The 19,956-nt window shown below is 58.5% G+C and carries 16 protein-coding genes; 10 read left to right on the top strand and 6 right to left on the bottom strand.

The genetic code is table 11. The features are described from left to right. The first annotated feature begins 219 nt into the window (after window positions 1–219). A complete protein-coding gene (rlmKL, locus tag Q1A74_RS05280) occupies window positions 220–2,424 on the top strand; it encodes a bifunctional 23S rRNA (guanine(2069)-N(7))-methyltransferase RlmK/23S rRNA (guanine(2445)-N(2))-methyltransferase RlmL (RefSeq protein ID WP_299593081.1) in 2,205 nt (734 codons plus the stop codon). Here rlmKL and Q1A74_RS05275 read toward each other — a convergent pair. Next, complete coding sequence (locus tag Q1A74_RS05275) at window positions 2,411–4,828, bottom strand: bifunctional serine/threonine-protein kinase/formylglycine-generating enzyme family protein (protein WP_299593078.1); 2,418 nt, start codon at window positions 4,826–4,828, stop codon at window positions 2,411–2,413. The genes rlmKL and Q1A74_RS05275 overlap by 14 nt on opposite strands. 17 nt (window positions 4,829–4,845) lie before the next feature. After that, window positions 4,846–5,799 (bottom strand): protein phosphatase 2C domain-containing protein, encoded by a 954-nt coding sequence (locus Q1A74_RS05270; RefSeq protein WP_299593075.1) that lies wholly within the window; start codon window positions 5,797–5,799, stop codon window positions 4,846–4,848. A gap of 240 nt (window positions 5,800–6,039) precedes the next feature. On the opposite strand from Q1A74_RS05270, the gene Q1A74_RS05265 reads away from it, so the two are divergent. Both Q1A74_RS05265 and Q1A74_RS05260 read left to right on the top strand, forming a co-directional pair. Continuing rightward, window positions 6,040–6,912: an FHA domain-containing protein gene (locus tag Q1A74_RS05265; protein WP_299593072.1), complete on the top strand. Its 873-nt coding sequence runs from the start codon at window positions 6,040–6,042 to the stop codon at window positions 6,910–6,912. Window positions 6,913–6,943: 31 nt separating this feature from the next. After that, on the top strand, window positions 6,944–7,198 hold the full coding sequence (locus Q1A74_RS05260) for a glutaredoxin family protein (RefSeq protein WP_299593069.1): 255 nt from the start codon (window positions 6,944–6,946) through the stop codon (window positions 7,196–7,198). Between the two features lie 19 nt (window positions 7,199–7,217). Here the strand turns inward: Q1A74_RS05260 and Q1A74_RS05255 are convergent, their stop codons facing one another. After that, window positions 7,218–9,281: a transglycosylase SLT domain-containing protein gene (locus Q1A74_RS05255; protein ID WP_299593066.1), complete on the bottom strand. Its 2,064-nt coding sequence runs from the start codon at window positions 9,279–9,281 to the stop codon at window positions 7,218–7,220. A 93-nt stretch (window positions 9,282–9,374) separates the two neighbouring features. Between Q1A74_RS05255 and Q1A74_RS05250 the strand changes: the two genes are divergently transcribed. Then, on the top strand, window positions 9,375–11,258 hold the full coding sequence (locus tag Q1A74_RS05250; protein ID WP_299593063.1) for an ATP-binding cassette domain-containing protein: 1,884 nt from the start codon (window positions 9,375–9,377) through the stop codon (window positions 11,256–11,258). Between the two features lie 47 nt (window positions 11,259–11,305). Here the strand turns inward: Q1A74_RS05250 and Q1A74_RS05245 are convergent, their stop codons facing one another. Continuing rightward, window positions 11,306–11,749 (bottom strand): universal stress protein, encoded by a 444-nt coding sequence (locus tag Q1A74_RS05245; protein ID WP_299593060.1) that lies wholly within the window; start codon window positions 11,747–11,749, stop codon window positions 11,306–11,308. A 194-nt stretch (window positions 11,750–11,943) separates the two neighbouring features. Here Q1A74_RS05245 and Q1A74_RS05240 point away from each other — a divergent pair, with 194 nt between their 5' ends. The 4 genes from Q1A74_RS05240 to Q1A74_RS05225 all read left to right on the top strand — a co-directional run bounded on the left by Q1A74_RS05240 (window position 11,944) and on the right by Q1A74_RS05225 (window position 16,482). Further along, window positions 11,944–12,486: a hypothetical protein gene (locus tag Q1A74_RS05240; protein ID WP_299593057.1), complete on the top strand. Its 543-nt coding sequence runs from the start codon at window positions 11,944–11,946 to the stop codon at window positions 12,484–12,486. Window positions 12,487–12,783: 297 nt separating this feature from the next. Next, the gene (gene topA / locus Q1A74_RS05235; RefSeq protein ID WP_299593054.1) at window positions 12,784–15,531 is read left to right on the top strand and encodes a type I DNA topoisomerase; all 2,748 of its coding nucleotides are present in this window, start codon (window positions 12,784–12,786) and stop codon (window positions 15,529–15,531) included. A gap of 22 nt (window positions 15,532–15,553) precedes the next feature. Continuing rightward, on the top strand, window positions 15,554–16,099 hold the full coding sequence (locus tag Q1A74_RS05230) for a DUF6586 family protein (RefSeq protein WP_299593051.1): 546 nt from the start codon (window positions 15,554–15,556) through the stop codon (window positions 16,097–16,099). A 128-nt stretch (window positions 16,100–16,227) separates the two neighbouring features. Then, complete coding sequence (locus tag Q1A74_RS05225; RefSeq protein ID WP_299593049.1) at window positions 16,228–16,482, top strand: hypothetical protein; 255 nt, start codon at window positions 16,228–16,230, stop codon at window positions 16,480–16,482. Between the two features lie 79 nt (window positions 16,483–16,561). On the opposite strand, the gene lexA is transcribed toward Q1A74_RS05225, so the two are convergent. Together lexA and Q1A74_RS05215 are read right to left on the bottom strand one after the other, a co-directional pair. Next, window positions 16,562–17,170 (bottom strand): transcriptional repressor LexA, encoded by a 609-nt coding sequence (gene lexA, locus Q1A74_RS05220; RefSeq protein ID WP_299593046.1) that lies wholly within the window; start codon window positions 17,168–17,170, stop codon window positions 16,562–16,564. A 301-nt stretch (window positions 17,171–17,471) separates the two neighbouring features. Further along, the gene (locus Q1A74_RS05215) at window positions 17,472–17,804 is read right to left on the bottom strand and encodes a DUF6763 family protein (protein WP_299593043.1); all 333 of its coding nucleotides are present in this window, start codon (window positions 17,802–17,804) and stop codon (window positions 17,472–17,474) included. 333 nt (window positions 17,805–18,137) lie between these two features. On the opposite strand from Q1A74_RS05215, the gene Q1A74_RS05210 reads away from it, so the two are divergent. Beyond that, entirely contained in the window at window positions 18,138–18,794 is a 657-nt protein-coding gene (locus tag Q1A74_RS05210; protein ID WP_299593040.1) for a TetR/AcrR family transcriptional regulator, read from the top strand. 92 nt (window positions 18,795–18,886) lie between these two features. Next, window positions 18,887–19,900 (top strand): beta-N-acetylhexosaminidase, encoded by a 1,014-nt coding sequence (nagZ, locus tag Q1A74_RS05205; protein WP_299593037.1) that lies wholly within the window; start codon window positions 18,887–18,889, stop codon window positions 19,898–19,900. The last annotated feature ends 56 nt before the right edge of the window (window positions 19,901–19,956 follow it).

Raw genomic sequence — 19,956 nt, 5'->3', positions numbered from 1 at the left:
AAACCAGATTCAGCAGAGCGCCGGAACAACCCGTATTTTCTGAAAAAGCCGCTGCTTAGGTGTAATCCGTCTAGGTAGGCAGATGGTGTTGTTGGTGCATGAGGATTGGAAGAATGCTGTGCTGCTTTCCGGTATCCTTGCGCTACCAGAGCTGTCGCCTGGCCAAATCGCCCGGCCTGTAGCTTCCAGAATCCCCATTCATTCATAGAGACTGATTCCTTGACTGCCCAGTATTCCTTTACCGCCACCTGCCCCAAGGGGCTGGAAAACGTACTTGCCGACGAGCTGCGCAGCCTCGGCGCCTCGGTCGAGCGAGAGCAGCCCGCCGCGGTGCGCTTCAATGCCGACCTGACCATGGCGTATCGCGTGTGCCTGTGGAGCCGCATGGCCAACCGGGTGCTGCTCAATCTGGGGCAAACCAAAATTGCCGACGCAGAAGGCCTCTACCGGGCGGTTGTGGACATTCCCTGGGAGGAGCACATCAGCCCGACCGGTGTGCTTTGGGTCCAGTTTTCCGGCACTAACCAGGAAATCCGTAACAGCCAGTTTGGTGCACAAAAAGCCAAGGATGCGATTGTGGACCGGTTGCGCAAGGCCACCGGCGCGCGCCCGGATGTCGACAAGCGGGATCCCGATCTGTCAGTGATGTTACGCCTGCACCGCGACAGCCTGGAAATAGCGATCGACCTGTGCGGCGACAGCCTGCACCGACGCGGTTATCGTACCCATATTGGCGCCGCCCCCTTGAAGGAAAACCTTGCCGCGGCACTGCTGGTGCGCGCCGGCTGGCCGGCCATCGCCGAGGAGGGTGGGGCGCTGCTGGACCCCATGTGTGGTTCGGGCACCTTTCTGGTCGAAGGCGCGTTAATCGCAGCAGACATTGCCCCAGGCTTGATGCGCGACAGCTTTGGCTTTGAACGCTGGCTCAACCACCAGAATGACCTCTGGTTGCCGCTGCGAGAAGAGGCGTTGCAACGCCGCACGGAAGGCTTGCAGAGATCACTGCCGGAAATTCGCGGCTACGATGCCGATGCGAAAGTGCTGTTTGCGGCGGAATCGAATATTGCCCGGGCAGGGCTCGACAAGCACGTGCGGGTCAGCTGCCGCCCGGTGGCAGCCTTCAAGGTGCCCAGCCACAGGCCGGTGAAACCGGGGCTGGTGATTACCAATCCACCGTATGGTGAGCGCCTCGGTGAACAGGAAGATTTGCGCGAGACCTATGCGGAACTGGGCCGGCAACTGAAGCAGGAATTCGGCGGCTGGAAAGCGGCCATTTTTACCGGCAACCCGGAGCTGTGCCATTCCACCGCGCTGCGGTCCCACAAGCAGTACAAACTTTTCAATGGCAGCCTGCCAAGCCAGTTGTTGTTGTTTGAAATCCATCAGCAGCGCGATGGGGAAGCGGGCGGCTCTGGTGAGCGCATCAAGCCGCGCTTGTCAGAAGAAGCTCAGATGGTGGCCAACCGCCTGCAGAAAAACCTGCGCACCACGGGCAAATGGGCGAAGAAAAACGGTATCGACAATTATCGCCTGTACGATGCGGACCTGCCGGAATACTCCGCCGCCATCGATCTGTATCAGTCGGTAGACGGGCAGGCGTTCGCGCATATTCAGGAATACCGCGCGCCGGCAAATATCCCCGAGGAAAAGGCGCGCTCGCGTCTGAGTGATCTGGTGCGGGCCACACGCCATGTGCTGGATCTGCCGAGTCGCAATATTTCCATCAAGGAGCGCCGCCGTCATTCCCACAAGGAGAGTGGTAGCCAGTACCAGAAGCGTGGTCATGGCGCGGCGGAGAGCGCGCAGGCATTTTGGGCGGAGGAATACGGCGCTCAATTTGAAATCAACCTGTGGGACTACCTCGATACGGGGCTGTTCCTGGATCACCGCCCCGTGCGTCAGTACCTGAAGAGTATCTCGAGCGGTAAAAAACTGCTGAACCTGTTCTGCTATACGGCAACGGCAACGGTGCAGGCGGTACTAGGAGGCTGCACGGGAAGCACCAGCGTCGATTTGTCCAAGACGTATCAGGCGTGGGCGCAGCGCAATTTCCGTCAGAACAATATGGATGCCTATCGCCACCAGCTGATTGAGGCGGATTGCCTGCAGTGGCTGGAAGCGGCGCAACAGAATCGCCGCGGGCACTACGATGTCATCTTTCTGGATCCACCGACCTTTTCCAACTCGGCCAAGATGGAGGGTGTACTGGATATCCAACGCGATCACGGGGTGTTGATTCGCCAGTGTATGGCGTTGCTGACTCCGGGCGGCACCCTGTTGTTTTCAAACAACCTGCGCAGCTTCAAAATGGATGGAGAGATACAGGAAGAATTTTCGGTTGAAAATCTCTCATCCAGATTGCTGGACAAGGATTTTCAACGCAACCCGAAAATTCACAATGTGTGGGAGATCAAAGCTCCATAACCAGACGGAAGCCCACTTCTTTTGAGGTGGCTTTCTCGCTGAGCCCGGTGCGGTAATCGGACGTGATATTGCGCAGGGGTTCGCGCATGGAGCCGCCGCGGATGACCCGCAGCTCGCAGTTTTTCAGCTGTACGGGGCGCGCATCGCTGCGGTGGTTGGTGTAATCGCCGAGGAAGCAATCCTGTACCCACTCGCCCACATTGCCGGAGGTGTCGTACAGGCCGTAAGGGTTGGCTTTGTAGTTGGCAACCGGCGCGCTTGAAATCGTGAACAGGGAGTTGAACTCACTGGCACAGCCGCGGCGGCAGTTGGCTTTTCCCTTGGCGCTACCATCGCCCCACCAGAAGGGGCTGTCTGTGCCAGCGCGCGCGGCAAATTCCCATTCTGCTTCACTGGCCAGGCGGTATTTCTGGCCGGTCTCTTCACTCAGCCATTTTGCATAGCGTTGCGCGTCCTGCCAGCTCACATTGATTACTGGACGGGTTCCTCGCCCCCAGCCTTGATCCGATGGCAGCGCGCGGCCGTTGGCTTTGGCGTAGCGGTCGAAATCCTGAAAGGTGATTTCGTGGGTGCCAATTGCGTAGGGACGCGTGAGGGATATTTTGTGTTCCGGGCTGGTAAAGGGGCGGCTGTTGTTGCCCATGGTGAATTTACCGGGGGCCACGACCACCATTTCCGGGCCCTTGCCGCCAGAACTGAGCGGTGACTGGAAGCCTTTGCCCGGGAAGAATTTACGCTCCAGTTGCACCGCAAGGTTCACGTCAGCGGCACTGATTTCGATCCAGCGGCGCACGGTACTGTAGCCGGCCTTGCTGACCTCGATGTCGTACCGCCCCGGTTCCAATGCCATACCCGGCGTGTACCGCGGCACAATATTCATGATGCGGACGCGCGCGTCCTGCGGGTTGGCGGAGACCTTCAGCGCATAAGTGGGAGGAGCTTGCTCTGCTTCGATAGTTTCTGCTTCTACCGCGGCTGCTTCCTGCTTAATCGATGACACCACCTCTTCTGGGGCCAATTCACTATCCGTTGTAGCGGCTGTTTGCATGGACTCGGCAGCGACTACCGGTGCAGAGGTTCGCGGCGCTGGATCACTGCGAAGCACGGGCCGCACCTGATTGGTTTGACTGGTGTGCGGGGTGATGGGGCCCGGAAGTTCCGCGGGAAGGGACGTGCTGGATGTCGCGCTTTCAACCACCGGTTCTGGCAGCAGTATTTGCGACGTGATGTCCACCGCCTCGTTGACCAGCCCTGATTCACTCTGCCACTGGAATTTATTGCTGAACAAGCTGAACAGCACCCACGCAAAGGCAATACTCGCGAGCAATGTGCCGCCAAACAGCCAGGAGCGACGCTTGGCGGGTGCGGTTTGTTGCATCACCTGCTGGATGCGCATGATGGTCTGTTGTTCGGCGCGGGGGTGCTGCTGGTGCAGGGGTTTGTCTCGCCAGCGCGCCCAGCTGGCACTGAGGCGATCGCTCAGGGTGCCATAGAGGGTCATCACCAGGGCGCGCAGCAGGCTCGAAACCCGCACGGAGGTGTTGTTGAGCTTCGTATTGCCAGCGGGGGTTTTCCCGTCCAGCGCGGCCAGCAGTTGATCGATGGCATCCACCACATCCAGGCCGCGCTGAAAGCGATGATCCGGGTCTTTTGCCAGAAAGCGGTCGATCAGCCCTTGATACAGCGAGTGGCGGGCGGGTAGGCGGGGGATGGGGTCGGTCAGGTGCTTGATCGCAATCGCAACGGCTTCTTCCGCCTGGAAAGGCACCGCGCTGGTGAGCATTTCGTAAAACACCACCCCCAGGCTGTAGAGATCGGCGCGGCCATCAACTGCCGCACCGCGGGCCTGTTCCGGGCTCATATAGTGTGGAGTACCCACCACCATGCCGGTGTTAGTCATGCGCGTGGTGCGGGCAACGGCGCGCGCTACGCCAAAGTCGGTAAGTACCGCGGAACCGTCCTCACGGAACAGTATATTTTCCGGCTTCAGATCCCGGTGCACATATCCCTTGTTGCTGGCGTGATCCAGCGCCATGGCAATCTGGCGGGTGATATGCAGTGCTTCGAGGGGTTCGATCGCGCCCCTGGTCAGGGAATCGGCCACCGACCCACCGGGCAGGTAATCCATCGCGATGTAATTGAGGCTGCGATAGCGGCCAATATCGTGAATGGCAACGATATTGGGATGGGAAAGCTGGCCGACGATGTTCGCTTCCCGTTGGAAGCGTTCGCTGAAAATCGGGTCGGCATTCAATACCGGCGACATGACTTTCAGTGCCACCTGCCGCCCCATGCTGCGCTGGGTGGCCAGGTAGACGGTGGACATGCCGCCCTGATTGATTTTCTTCAGGATCTGATAGCCGGGAATTTCCAGCGAGGCGGTGCCGCTGCTGACAACTTCCATTCGAGCCCGTTCCTAATTTATCCGTTTAGCAGCTGCCAGGCCGCGAAAGCACATAGTGAAAAAATAATCGCAAGTGTAGCGACTCTGACAGCAAGTGTGCCTTGGTTGGAAAAAAATTGGCGGGACTCAGTTTCCCTGGCGGGTGTGCGGGAGTTCTGGTTTTCAGAATCTTGTGTGGCATTTTCTGGGGAACTGATCACCTGAACGGTCACATTGTCGCGACCCCCGGCGTCCAGTGCCGCGGCAATCAGCAGTTCGCTGGCGCGCTGGTTGTCGGCGTTGCCGGCAAGTACCTGGCAGATTTCTGCCTCGCTGACTTCATTACTAAGGCCATCGCTGCACAGCAGCAGCTTTTGCCCCGCATTCCACGAGAAAGAAGCGCGATCAATTTCCAGGGTAGGGTTGGTGGAGCCGCCGATACAGCGAGTGATGACATGTTTGTTCGGGTGGCTGGCGGCTTCTTCCTGATTGATGGCTCCGGAGTCCACAAGCATCTGCACGTAGGAGTGATCCACCGTCAATTGCTTGAGGGAGCCATTCGGTAACAGGGGATCGGTTTGCGCCGGGTCCGGCGGTGTCCAGAGGTAGGCGCGACTGTCGCCGACCCAATAAATATGAAAGTAGCCGCCGTCTTCGGCGACCACGACGGCGGTAGTGCCCATGGCAGTGGTGGTATTTTCGTCGCCGATGAGGAGGGCGTGTGCCCGGCGCAGGGCCTGCTCGTAATGGCGGTCGGTAGCGGAGGAGCGCTGGATTTCTTCGACCACGGTCTGGCTGGCGATTTCACCGGCCTGGTGGCCACCGAGGCCGTCGGCAACAACCCAGATACCCCGGGTCTCATCACCCCAGAATGCATCCTCGTTCTGTTCCCGTCGATATCCGGTGTGGGTGGCTCCGGCGCTACGCTGCGCTGCGCTGACGGCGGGCTGGCTCACACCGCTCGGGCGTTCCCGTACTTTGGCTTCACTCACTGGTATGCAACTACCTGTTACCTGTCGTTATTGTCGAAAGCGCCAAATCTTGCCGATCCTTGCAGATTTCTACACTTCCATACTAGAGCCTGCAGGCATTGTAAGCTGCAAACGGAATCACAGGCCAATGAATTTGCCCGTGATAAACTTCTGATCCATATCTTTGGGAACTGCGCACTCTGCAATCTGAGTGCTGGTTAAAAATTGTACACTTTTGCGTGCTTTTAAGGAAGCCAGACAATGCTGAAACTTTGTGACGTAAAAGATGCCACGCAGAGCGTGTGGCTAGTGGCCCCCAAAGTGACGATTGGGCGCGGCAACCAGTGTGATCTCACCCTGGCGGATGCCTCCATTGCCAAGCTCCACGCGGAGATCCTGGTGGACGGCGAGGAGCTGGAGCTGCGCAGCCTGGCAGGTGACGGCCAGGTGGCGGTGAATGGCAAGGTGGTTGAGGGCAGCTGCAAGCTGCGGCGCAACGACCGGGTGCAAGTGGGGGATCGCAACCTAGCGGTGGTGGACCCCAAAATCACCCGGCTCAAGGCCGCCGGTGCCAGTGCCAATGTGGCCTGGGCCCTGCGTGCTAACCACCCGGCCATTGTCGGCCGTGTATTTCCGGTGCGGGAAACCAGTGTGGTGGGGCGCTCCGACGATTGCGACCTGACCTTCGCCATGTCGCACCTCTCCCGACGCCACGCGCGCCTGGAGGTGCGTGAGGGGCTGCTGTTTGTGGTGGACCTGGGTTCCGCCAACGGCACCTTCCTCAACAACCAGCGGGTGACCGAGTGCCGGGTGCGGCGGGGAGACGAGTTGCGCTTCGACAGCCTCAGTTTCAGTGTTGTGGGCCCGGCGGACGATATCGACAAAACCACGGTGCGCCAGGCGGTCACCATGCCCGATGCGGCGCGCCAGAGTACGGCCCTGGATCAGGCCATGCAGCGCGACCGTGTGCGCGACAGCGGGAAAGCGGCATCCACTGCAGAGGCGGCACCATCCCAGAGCTATATCGGTGATTCGGCGGCAGCCGGCAGTAGCGGATGGATCTGGGTGGGTTTGCTGGTGGCGGGTGCGGCAGTGGCTGGCTATTTTTGGGCACAGGGGCAGGGGCTGGTTTAGCCCCTGCAGTACGAGTGAAATTGGAAGCGCTGTGTTTGACCGACCCCTGATTCTCTACACCACCCTCGGCTGTAGCCTTTGCGAAAAGGCCAAGGTGGAAATCTGGCCGCAGCTGGCACAATTCCAGTTGCAGCTTGAGTCGGTGGATATTGCCGACGACGAGCAGTTGAGCCGACTGTTTGGCTGGAGTATCCCGGTGGTGGGTCTTGGGGATACCGATGATGTGTTGTGCTGGCCGTTCACTTCTCACGAGCTCGAAGCGTGGCTTCGGGCTCGCCTGAATTAATCAATATACCTTCCGTAACTCAGAGCTTCGCTTCTGCTTCATTCTTTCTGAGCAGCGGTGCCTTGTTGCCACTGCGATATGCGTAAATCACCGAATACGACAATACGTTCTGCACGTACTTGCGGGTTTCGCTGTAGGGAATGGTTTCGATCCACACATCAAAAGGCAGCTTTTTGTCCGTGTCTTTCAGCCAGCGCGACACCCGCGTGGGGCCGGCGTTATAGGCGGCGGCGGCGAGGAAGCGGTTGTTATCGAATCGTTTCAGCAGCGAATTCAGGTAATAGGACCCGAGGCTGATATTGGTGTTGGGGTTCAGCAAATCCCAGCTGCGTCGATAGGGGACGCCGGCCTTGCGCGCGGTGGCCAGGGCGGTGGATGGTAACAGTTGCATAAGCCCCATTGCCCCGGCATGGGATTTGGCGTCGTGGCTGAAGTGGCTTTCCTGGCGGGCCACCGCGAGCACAAGATAGCGGTCGAGAGCGGTTTTCTTGCCCATGCGGCCGGCCACATCGCTGACGATATCGGAGAAGGCGAGTGGGAAGCGGAGCTCCAGGTCGTCGAGATAATCCGCGGCGAGAATCGACTGAATCGATTTGTGGTACCAACCCCAGGCGCTGGCCACCTTGCCCGCGGTCATCAATTCTTCGGTGGTCATTTCGTCGGTCGCGTAGTTCCACTCACGGCGGGCGTGGTAGAACTCGCCGATGGCTTGCAGCTCTTCAGCCCGCTGCATTGCGGGAAGGGCCGCAACTTTTTTTACCAGTTCCGGGGTGATGGGCGCGGGGCGGTCCACAAAGCTGTAGTCTTTGCCCAGGGTGTCAGAAGCGAGGAAGCCATAGTAGCTGCGCTCTTCGGCCGCTTTCTGGTACAGCTGCTGCGCCAGCGCCGAACGCTCCGCATTGTTCTTTTTACTGGCGGCCAGTTGTTCGTTGATGGCGCGGGCTTTCCAGTAAAGCCAGCGGTCCCAGTTCTGGTCCGTCTCCGGCAGCTGGTCGATCCAGAATTCTACCTGTGCCCAGTCCATTTCCCGCAGAGACTGGCGGATCAGCCATTCGGATGTACGTAAATCGAAAAACCCGGGGTTGGCTTTGATCAGGGTTTTCAGGCCGCTCTGGTCATCCTGGCGGGCAAACTGTAGTGCGAGATAGCGCAGGAATTGATCGCGCTCGTCGTCGCTGAACAGGAAGCTCGCGCTGTACCGTTGCCAAGCCTGGCCAGTTTTCTCCGCATCTTGCGAGGCCAGGCGGCGCAACCCGATGGTGACAATATCCCGGTATTCTGGGTTGTCCTGGATAAAACGGTCGTAATTGAGGATCTGCTCTGGCTTGCGGTACACCGAGCGCATCAGCTCCGCGCGCTTGGCGCGGTCTTTGTCCAGCTTGCGGGCGATGAAGCTGGCGAGGTCGAGGTTGCCGGAGCGGACGGCGAGGGCGTGGCGTTTCCAGGCCCGGTCCTGAGTGAGGCCGCCATCGCGTATCCAGCGGTTGAATGCAGGGTCGCACTCTTTGGGCTGCGAGGCACCGACTGTCCACAACTCTTCGATCAGCGCGTAAGCCTCCTGTTTGTCGCCATAGCGGGACAGTGCATCGACGTAGTAGCAGCGCAATTGAGTGCGGCGAATTTTTTCTGGATCGTAATATTTCAGGTAGGACTTGAAGCGCTCGCGGCCGCCGAGCTCGCGCAACACGCGCACCCGCATCCAGTCGCCGATGGCAGTGCCATCGTGTTCGTCCAGAAACGCGTCGATCTCGTCGTAGGGGAGTCGCGAGAGCTTTTTGCTGATCGCCCAGTAGTCGATGTAGGGGAGCAGCGGATAATCCTTCAGCTCTTTTTTTAGCTGCTTCAGCCGGTTCTGGTCATTGTGGGCAATGGCCAGGCGGGCCTCTTGCAGTTTTTCTCGCTGTGCCACGGCGGCCTTGGCGGCTTTGGTATCCTTACTTTCCGCCCGAGGCAGTTGCCCCGCCGCAGGCGCGGTACGGCTCGCTTTGGCGGATTGTTGTCCATGTGCCAGGCCGGCGCCGGCAAGACTGGATACCGACAATGCTGCGCAGAGAATGGCGAGTCCTGTGCTGCCAATCGACATACTAAAAACCCGATTGAGAAATCGCTTATTCGTAGGGAGGAGAATAAAGCGTAAAATGTCCTTTTTCACCCAAAACTATTGTAGTTGTTAATTATGTTGCTTCAGTTGGATGGCGTGTGTTTGCGCTATGGCGTTCAGGTATTGGCGGATCGTGTCAACGCCAAGATAGAACGCGGAGATCGTATTTGCCTGGTGGGGCGTAACGGAGAGGGGAAGTCCAGCTTGCTGAGCCTGATTGGCGGCAAGGGTGACCCGGACGAGGGTGAGATAATTCGTCAGAGCGGCATGGTGCTGGCTACGCTTGAGCAGGCGCTGCCGGAGGATTGCACAGATACCGTATATCGCTACGTAGCCGAGGGGTTGGGCGACGTTGGCATCTGGTTGTCGGACTACCGCGATACTCTGGACCCGGCGCTACAGACAAAAATTGAAAATGCCCACGGCTGGGAGTTGCTCGCCAACATCGATGCCGTACTGGATCGGCTCGACCTGGATGAAAGTGCCCGGGTAATGGACCTGTCCGGCGGTTGGCAGCGGCGCGCCGCGCTGGCTCGCGCGCTGGTGGTTCAGCCGGACCTGCTCATTCTCGATGAGCCCACCAACCACCTGGATATTGCCGCGGTGGAGTGGCTGGAGGAGTTCCTCGCCACCTACCGCGGGGCGCTGCTGTTTGTAAGCCACGACCGGGCGCTGGCCCAGCGGCTCGCCACCTCGGTGTGGGATCTGGATCGCGGTATTCTTCGGGTGTTCAACTGCCCGTTTAATCGCTATCAGCAGGAAAAAGAAAAACTGCTGGAAGAAGAGGCGCGCAACGACGCGCTGTTCGACAAAAAGCTCGCCCAGGAAGAAGCCTGGATTCGCCAGGGCATCAAAGCCCGCCGTACCCGCAACGAAGGCCGCGTGCGCGCACTTCAGTCTCTGCGCAAAGAGCGCCAGGCACGGCGCGAGCGACAGGGTGTGGCAAAGATGGCACTGGATTCGGGGGAACGCTCCGGCAAGCTGGTGGCGGAGCTGAAGGGTGTCACCTTCGGGTTTGAAGGGGATGCCGCGCCGCTGGTTCGGGATCTGGACTTCACCCTGATGCGGGGCGATAAGGTCGGTCTGATCGGCCCGAACGGTGCCGGCAAGAGTACCTTGATTCGCCTGTTGCTGGGGGACCTGGAGCCTCAAAGTGGCAATATCCGTCTGGGGACCAAGCAGCAGGTGGCGTACTTCGATCAGCGTCGGGATACCCTGAACCCGGACCTCACTGTTGTCGATAACATCGCCGAGGGGCGTGAAAATATCGAAATAGGCGGCAGTACCCGCCACATAATGTCGTACCTGAGTGACTTCCTGTTTACCGGGGTGAAGGCGCGCACCAAGGTGGGGGCATTGAGCGGCGGTGAGCGCAACCGCGCACTGCTGGCAAAACTGTTCAGCCAGCCTGCCAATATCCTGGTGCTGGATGAGCCCACTAACGACCTGGATGTGGAGACGCTGGAGCTGCTCGAGCAGTTGCTGATGGAGTTCTCTGGCACTGTGCTGCTGGTGAGCCACGACCGGGCTTTTCTCGACAATGTGGTGGAGAGTTGCCTGGCTTTCGAGGGCAATGGCATCGTCAGGGAGTACGTGGGTGGTTACCACGATTTTGTGCGCCAGGGCGGGCGTTTTATCAGTGCCGAAGAGCAGCTCAAGGCGCGCAAGTCCAGCGCGGTAGAGGCGCCCGATGTGCCGACCCCTACGCCTGCGGAAGAGCCCCAGAAAGCGGAAAAAAACAAAAAGCTCAGTTATAAATTGCAGCGCGAGCTGGATGCATTGCCGGGCAAAATCGAGACGTTGGAAACAGAAATCGCGGCGTTTGAAAAAGAGGTGGCGGCCCCGGATTTTTACCAGCAGGACAACGACACAGTGCAGGCCCGCTTGCAGAAGCTGACGGACCTGCAGGAAGCGCTGGAAGAAGCGTTTGAGCGCTGGGCAGAACTGGACAGTATGTGAGTGAGTAAAAACGGGGGCTTTAACAGCCCCCGTTTTTTTTGCTTCTGTTATTCCCCGGGTGAATGCACCCGTACCGCCAGTACATCACACCCGGCGCCGTGCAGCACGCCATTGGCTGTGGAGCCCAGCAACAGGGCGAGGCCGTGGCGGCCGTGGCTGCCAATCACGATTAAGTCGCAACCCGTTTCTTCCGCAAGCCGGTGAATTTCTGTGGCCGGCTGTCCCAGCATCACGTGCTGGCGATCCGCGGGAATATTCAGGTTGGTGGCGGCTTTGTGCAGTTGCTCTTTTGCCTGATTCTGCAGTTGTTCCTGTACCTCGGACAGATCCATCGGCACATCGCCACCATAGGCAAACGTGAGCGGCTCAATGATATGCGCGAGGCTCATTTTTGCGTTGCTGTGCCTGGCAATTTCCGCGGCGCGGTCCAGTACCTGTGAGGATTCTTCAGAAAGGTCCAGTCCAACCAGAATATTGTTATAGCCTGACATTTGGCCCCCGCAGTGTCGGTGAATTTCAGTGAACAGGCCGGGGAATCAATCGGCCCCGGTGCTTCTATTGAGTCTACTTTAAAAAAACGGACTTGACACAACCACCGGGTTGCGGGGAAAAATGCGCGCCCTCAACGGCGATTTGCCTGCTGTTGCTGGCAAAAAAGCTTAACTCGACACGGAAGAATCTGCATATGGCCAGCTGGTTGCCCATCGTCATCATCATTTTTGCCGTCGCACTGGTTATCGGCCCGGTATTCTGGCTCAAGCCCAGCAGCCGGGATCGTAAACTTGCTGAACTGAGGCAGCGGGCCGCTACTTCTGGTCTTAAAGTCCAGATTCAGGCGCTGCCGGATTCACAGCCCAAAGGGAATGCCGCGGTGTATTTTTCCCAATGGCGGAATCCCCGCCGGTTGCAGGCGGGCTGGGCGCTGGAACTGCAGCGCATGGCGCACGAAGTGAATTTTGACGGCGTGTGGGATTGGCGTAATGGCCGCGAGGCACCGCAACCGGCCAAAGCTCCACTGAAAGAGCTATTGGGCATGCTGCCGGCGGACGCCACCGCGGTCTACGCAAATGACAGCGGCCTGGGCGTGCAGTGGCACGAGCGCAGCGGAGACAAGGGCCTGGCGGCCCTGCAGGAGGCGCTTGCCTCAATGCGGCCGGTAATAGAGGAAGCAATCCGCCAGCCGGCCCGGCAGGAGGAGGGCGCGGATTCGCAGGATCCACACATTTGACCGCTTGCCGAACAGAAGTGGTCTACTTTTTTAGCGGTCGCAATTAACCGCGCCCAGGGGTTCGCTGTGGACATGGCTTGGCCGCGAAGCGTGGCCAAGCCCTATCCGATTCGGTGTGAACCAAGGGTCAGATAGCCGGTCACAAACGGTTACCGAGCGCACAATTGGGTCATCAATTTGTGACGCTTGCTTGACCGCACTGGGGGCGAAGCATATATATTCGCGCAGCGCACAGTTGAATTCGGCTGCTGCCGAAGGTGCGAAAGCAGTAAATTTTCTATTAAAAATCAAAAGCTTATGGGTAAATCACTGGTCATCGTCGAGTCGCCGGCGAAGGCAAAAACAATCAACAAGTATCTCGGAAAGGACTTTGTAGTGAAGTCCAGTATCGGTCATATCCGGGATCTTCCCACTGGCGCCTCCAACAAAAAGCCGGTGGATGCCAAAGAGCGTGCCCGCCGCGCGGCGGAAACCCGCAAGCTTTCTCCGGAACAGAAAGAGATTTACAAGCGCAAGAAAAGCCGCGAACAGCTGATCAAGCGCATGGGGATCGACCCGGACCACAACTGGGAAGCCCACTACGAAATCTTGCCCGGCAAGGAAAAGGTGGTGGACGAACTGCGCAAGCTCGCCGCCAATGCTGATCACGTCTATCTCGCAACGGACTTGGACCGCGAAGGGGAGGCCATTGCCTGGCACCTGCGGGAAGCGATTGGTGGGGACGAACAGCGTTATCGCCGCGTCGTGTTCAACGAAATTACCAAGTCCGCGATTCAGGAAGCCTTCCAGGATCCGGGCCCGCTCGATATTGACCGGGTAAATGCGCAGCAGGCGCGTCGTTTTCTCGACCGTATTGTGGGTTACATGGTTTCGCCGCTGCTGTGGGAAAAAGTGGCCCGCGGTCTATCTGCCGGCCGTGTACAGTCGGTAGCGGTAAAACTGGTGGTGGAGCGCGAGCGGGAAATCCGCGCGTTTATCCCCGAAGAGTACTGGACCTTGTTTGCGGACACGCAAACCGCCAAGTCCGATGCCCTGCGTCTGGAAGTGAAAAAGCAGGCCGGTGAAGCGTTCAAGCCCGTCAATGAAGAGCAGGCAATGGCCGCTGTTAAGGCGCTACAGGCCAGCGACTACAAGGTGACGGCCCGGGACGACAAGCCCACCAGCTCCAAGCCTAGTGCACCTTATATTACGTCCACTTTGCAGCAGGCAGCGAGTAATCGCCTCAGCTTCAGCGTGAAGAAAACCATGATGATGGCCCAGCGCTTGTATGAAGCGGGCTACATCACCTACATGCGTACCGACTCTACCAATCTGAGTGCCGAGGCGGTCTCTTCTGTACGCGAATTTATCGGTGAGAATTACGGCGATAAATACCTGCCGGAGAATCCCAATCGCTACAGCAGCAAAGAGGGCGCGCAAGAAGCGCACGAAGCGATTCGCCCGTCCGATGTGCGCGTCAAACCGAACATGCTGTCTGGAATGGAGCGCGATGCTGAGCGTCTGTATACCCTGATCTGGCAACAGTTCGTGGCCTGTCAGATGACGCCGGCACAGTTTACCTCCACCTCGGTTGTGGTAACCGCGGGCGATTATGAGCTGCGCACCCGCGGCCGCGTGATCCGCTTCGACGGTTTCCTGAAAGTCGCGCCAGCACAGAGCAAGAAAGACGAAGACCTGGTCCTGCCGGACATCAAGGTCGGTGAAACGCTGAACCTGAAGCAGCTGGATCCCAAGCAGCACTTCACCAAGCCGCCGGCGCGTTTCAGCGAAGCGGCGCTGGTGAAAGAGCTGGAGAAGCGCGGCATCGGTCGCCCGTCCACCTATGCATCAATCATTTCCACCATTCAGGATCGCGGTTACGTGCGCCTGGAAAACCGTCGCTTCTACGCGGAGAAAATGGGTGACATCGTCACCGATCGCCTGAGCGAAAGCTTTACCGATCTGATGGACTACAGCTTTACCGCCAATCTGGAAGAGTCTCTGGACTCGGTGGCCGAAGGCGAGCGCGGTTGGAAAGACCTGCTGAATGAATTTTATTCCGGTTTCAGCAAGCGCCTCGAAGTTGCCCAGGACAAAGATGGTGGTATGCGGCGCAACACGCCGACGGATACCGACATCGCGTGCAGCCAGTGCGGCCGCCATATGCAGATCCGCACCGGCTCTACAGGGGTTTTTCTCGGTTGTTCCGGTTACGCACTGCCGCCCAAGGAGCGCTGCACCAACACCATGAACCTGGTGTCCGGTGAGGAAGCGGTTGATGCCGACAAAGATGAAGACGCGGAGACCCGCCAGCTGCGCGAAAAGCGCCGCTGTAATAAGTGCGGCACGGCAATGGAGAGTTACCTGGTGGATGAACAGCGCAAGCTGCACATCTGCGGTAACAACCCGGATTGCACCGGTTTTGAAGTGGAAAAAGGCACCTTCAAAATCAAGGGTTACGATGGCCCCGTGATCGAGTGCGACAAGTGTGGCGCCGACATGCAATTGAAATCTGGCCGCTTCGGCAAGTACTTCGGTTGCACCAGTGAAACGTGTAAAAATACGCGCAAATTGCTGAAGAGCGGCCAGCCGGCACCACCCAAGATGGACCCGGTGCCGATGCCTGAACTGCCCTGTGAGAAAGTGGACGACACCTACATTCTTCGGGACGGTGCCTCCGGCCTGTTCCTCGCCGCCAGCCAATTCCCGAAAAATCGTGAGACTCGCGCGCCCCTGATCAAGGAACTGCTGCCGCACAAGGACGAGATCGATCCCAAGTACACCTTCCTGTTTTCCGCTCCCGCGGAAGACAACGAAGGCCGCGATACCGTGGTGCGTTTCAGTCGCAAGACCCAGGAGCAGTATGTACAGTCTGAAGAAGAGGGCAAAGCGACTGGCTGGAAGGCCTTCTACCGCGATGGCAAGTGGCAGGTAGAGGCGCCCGCAGCGAAGAAGGCGCCCGCGAAGAAAAAAGCCCCGGCGAAGAAAAAGGCAGCTGCCAAGAAAGCCCCTGCGAAGAAAAAAGCCGCGGCTAAAAAGGCAGCGGCCCCAAAAAACAACGATTGAGTAACGCAGGCAGGTAATCCTGGTGAGTAATCCTTATACCGGTGCAGTGGCATCGGCACTGCGAAAAACCCAGCTGATCCTGCACTCCCCGGATGCGTCCGGGGAAGCGGGTAGCCAGCAGGCCCTGTTGGATACTGCGCTGCAGGAAGCGGCACTGGTGCAGCTGTGGCGCGCTTACAGGGCGTTTCTCGCGGAACAGGGTCATCAGTTGCAGCTGGGATTTCGCCCGGGCGGCGAGCCGGAAACGGCACAGGCGCTTGCTCAGCTGGTGGCTGCGCGGGGGAAATTCAGCGCCGAGGTCAATGAGCTGGTCAGTCTGGGGGAGAATCCGGATAGCTGGTTTCGCAGTATGGAACTGGCCTGGCAGGCGCTGTGGCGGCCTGCAGGCGGCATCTCGATGTCGCCGTCCGACCCTGGCCCTGGCCCTGGCGCAGTGCAAAGCCTGATCCCGGTGCAGCAGCTTGATCAGACCGCTGCAGAACCCCTCAGTCGGGAGGCCTTGACCAGCTGGCTACGGGCGATGAATGAGCTGGTGCAACGCCAGCGGGCCCACGGCGAGGAGTGGTGATTCTCCCACCAAGGGATCCCTGTTTGTCCGCTCAATAATCGCTTGTCCCTGTGGTACACTGCCCGAAATCGCACTGTGTCGTCTATTGCATTGGACGCAGGCTTTCCGGGAAGTGAGTGGAGAAATGAATGTCTTCTGAGACCTACGAAATCATCGAGTTGTCCAATGGTGATGTGGCGTTACGGCGCGCCGGTCATAAGGATGATCCGCTGGTGCGTATCCATTTTTCTGCAGAAAGCCTCGACTTCCTCCGCGAGCACAAGGTGACCATTGCGCGCGCCATGCTGGAGGCGGGGATTGAGGCGGTACAGGATATCAATGCGCTGGAGCCGGAGCCCTTCGAGGAGGAAGATGTGGATCTGACTGAGCACACCATCCACTGACCAGTTCTCGCATCGATTTTGACGCATAAAAAAACAGGGCCACGGCCCTGTTTTTTTATGCGTCATGTCGGATGAGGGTTCAGACTGGATTCTGCCGAATCACACCCACCGCCAGCCCCTCAATCGCGAAGTGCTTGTCGCGCATGTCCACTTCAATGACATTGAAGTCTTCGTTCTCTGGCAGCAGCTGAACTGTGGCCTGGTTGCCTCGGCGCTTGAAACGCTTCACCGTTACCTCATCCTCTATACGTGCCACCACAATCTGTCCGTTGCGGATATTGTCGGTGCGCTGCACAGCCAGTAAATCCCCATCGAGAATACCGGCATCTTTCATACTCATGCCGTGTACCCGCAGTAGGTAATCCGCTGGTGGGTGGAAAAACTCCGCGGGAATCTCGCAATATTCCTCGATATTTTCCTCCGCCAGTACCGGATTACCCGCGGCAACCCGGCCGACGATCGGTAGGCCGGTGTTGTAATCGGGAATACGGATACCGCGCGAGGCTCCCGCTACCATTTCGATAGCGCCTTTGCGCGCAAGCGCTTTCAGGTGTTCTTCCGCCGCGTTGGGAGAGCGGAATCCGAGCTGCTTGGCAATTTCTGCACGGGTGGGCGGATAGCCGGTATCGTCCAGATAGGTTTTGATCAGCTCGAGTACCTGGGCCTGACGGGCAGTGAGGTTCGTCATGGGTTCTTCCTGTTTTTCCCGGAGTCTGTATTTATATACAGGTGCTGTGATTATATACAGATTTGGCGGGTGCGCAAATACTGGCGGGCAGGTGAGTCGAATTGGGGGAAGGACTGGCGCTGGGTGGGTCAGACCGGGTGCGAAACGATTCTGAAAAGGGTTCGAAAAGATTTGCGAGTTTTATTTTTTGCGAGAAGTCGCTGATGCCGGAGTATCGGGTTTCCGGAATCAGCGTTGGGGGGCATTGTCGAATTTTCGGAGAGCAGTTTGAGCGATTTGCTCCGGCCATTTGCAGGAAATGTCAGAAACCTTCATCTGTGCCCGGAAACGACTCGCCCTCGAGTCGGTCGATGGCCGTTTGTGCCGGTGACAGAATCGGGCTTCGGAAACCCGCGTCTTCGTCGTCCTGCATTTCCTCTGCCAGGGTGCCATAGCCGGCGTTGGCGTCTTCCGGCTCTGCTGCGCCAATTACTGGCAGACGCGGCCAATTTTGAAAATCAATTTCATCCAGTGAGCCGTCGAGATACTGAATCTCGATCGTGCGGGAAGGGTGATCGACGGCCACCACTTCAAACAGGTCGCCACTATCGAAATTTTCAAACCAGCTGCCAATTTCAGGGGCAATTCTTGCCATGATGCAGCCCTCCTGTCGTTATCGGTATGCGCTCCCTACGAGAGTCGCCAGGGTGACTTACTCCGTGTGGTTCTGTCGGGATAAACAGAGAAGCCTCTGGTTTCAATCTAGCGTGGGGGCGGGGGGCTTGGTAACTGACAGGTCGCGACTGTCGCTGGCTATCCACGGATCAGGTGTGTCTGTGCAGGTGATTCGGCAGTTCCTTGAGGCAGATGGTCGCTGTCAGGGGGCCTTTCCTGGGCTGCCGAGCGGATGCCGATAATGAGGGACTATGCTAGTCTCAGCGGTTAAACAAACGTTTTAATTGCTGGTTTGAATTATTGTGAGCAGGGTATGAGTCAGCTGGATACCGTCAACCGTATACTGGATGCCGCCGAGGTGTTGTTCGCCGAACGGGGCTTTACCGAAACGTCATTGCGGACCATCACCAGTACCGCTGGGGTTAACCTGGCGGCGGTGAACTACCACTTCGGGTCGAAAAAAGAGTTGATTCAGGCGGTGTTCGAGCGGTTTTTGACACCGTTTACCGCCAATCTTGATCAAGAGCTGACCCGCCGTCAGGCCCAGCTTGAGGCGTCGCCCGGGGAGCAGCTGGAGGTAGATGACCTGCTGCAGAGCCTGTACCGCGTTGCCTTGGCCGGGTTGGCCAAAGAGGGGCGGGATCCCAAGCGTTTTATGGGGCTGCTGGGGCTGGCTTACACGCAGTCTCAGGGGCACTTGCGCCGGTTTATCGTGTCGAGGTACGGGCCCAGCTATCGCCGCTTTGCGGGCCAGCTGGCCAACGCGCTGCCTCAGGTAGACCCGGTTACTTTTTACTGGCGCCTGTATTTCATGCTCGGTGCCACCATATTTTCCCTGTCGAGCTTTGATGCCATCGAGGCTATCCTGAGGGAGGATTTTGGCGCTGAGAGCAGCCTGGAAGAAACTCTGGCTCGCCTGGCGCCGGCGGCCGCCGCCATGCTGACGGCGCCTGAGCCCAAGGATGCCTGATTTTCGGTGCGTCTTCGCAATGCCATCAACGGCTCGTATATTTGCGGTACTCGATACTCAAACACATTGACTGACAGCGGGAGCGGGAATTCATGTCTGTTCAGATTGGTCCGGTAATGATCGATGTCGAGGGCACCGAGCTCACGGCGGAAGATCGCGAGCTGCTGCGCCATCCCCAGGTAGGCGGCCTTATTTTTTTCGCACGTAACTTCCGCGATCGCCCCCAACTTGAAGCCCTGATCGCAGAGATCCGCAAGGAGCGCCCGGAAATCCTGCTGGCTGTCGATCAGGAGGGTGGCAGGGTGCAGCGCTTTCGCGATTCGTTTACCCGTATACCTTCCATGCAGGCGCTTAGCGCCCAGGCGGATACGCAGCAACTCAAGGATGTGGGATGGCTGCTTGCGGCCGAGCTGCTGGCGGTAGGTATCGATTTCAGTTTTGCGCCAGTGCTGGATGCGGATGATGATTTTTGCCGAATTGTCGGGGACCGCAGCTTTGCTTGCGACCCTCTGCAGTTAGCGGCGAAGGCGCGCCCGTTTATGGCCGGTATGCACGAGGCCGGTATGGCGACGACGGGTAAGCATTTCCCCGGGCACGGGCAGGTACTTGAAGACAGCCACGAAGAGTTGCCGGTGGATCAGCGCGAGCTGGTTGATGTTCTTGCCTCAGATGCCAAGCCATTCGAAGAGTGTATTGCCGCCGGGGAACTGGATGCGGTCATGCCAGCACATATCCGCTTCGCAAAGGTGGATGAAAACCCGGTGGGGTTTTCCCGCTTCTGGCTCCAGGAAATCCTGCGCAAGCGCCTGGGGTTTGACGGTGTCATTTTCAGTGACGACCTCACCATGGAGGGTGCCGGCGCCGCCGGTGGCTACGCCGAGCGAATTCGCGCAGCGATGATGGCTGGCTGCGATATGGGCATTGTTTGCAATAATCGTCAGGGCGCTCTGGAAGTCCTCGATGCGCTGGAGGGGTTTGAACCAGACCCGCTTTCGAGTCAACGCCTGGAGCGTATGCGTGGGCAGTCGGGTATCGATAACTGGGGCGCGCTCGAAGCGAACCCGCGCTGGCAGGCTACTCGCGAGTGGCTGGCATCCTGGATGTAAATACGCACAATAGGCGATCTGAATTTTTTAACGCTGCCGCATACTCATAAGCAGGC

Source organism: uncultured Microbulbifer sp., from assembly GCF_947504145.1.
Taxonomy (GTDB): Bacteria; Pseudomonadota; Gammaproteobacteria; order Pseudomonadales; family Cellvibrionaceae; genus Microbulbifer.
The sequence above is the reverse complement of the archived record's forward strand: the minus strand, read 5'-3'. Positions and strand labels throughout refer to the sequence as shown.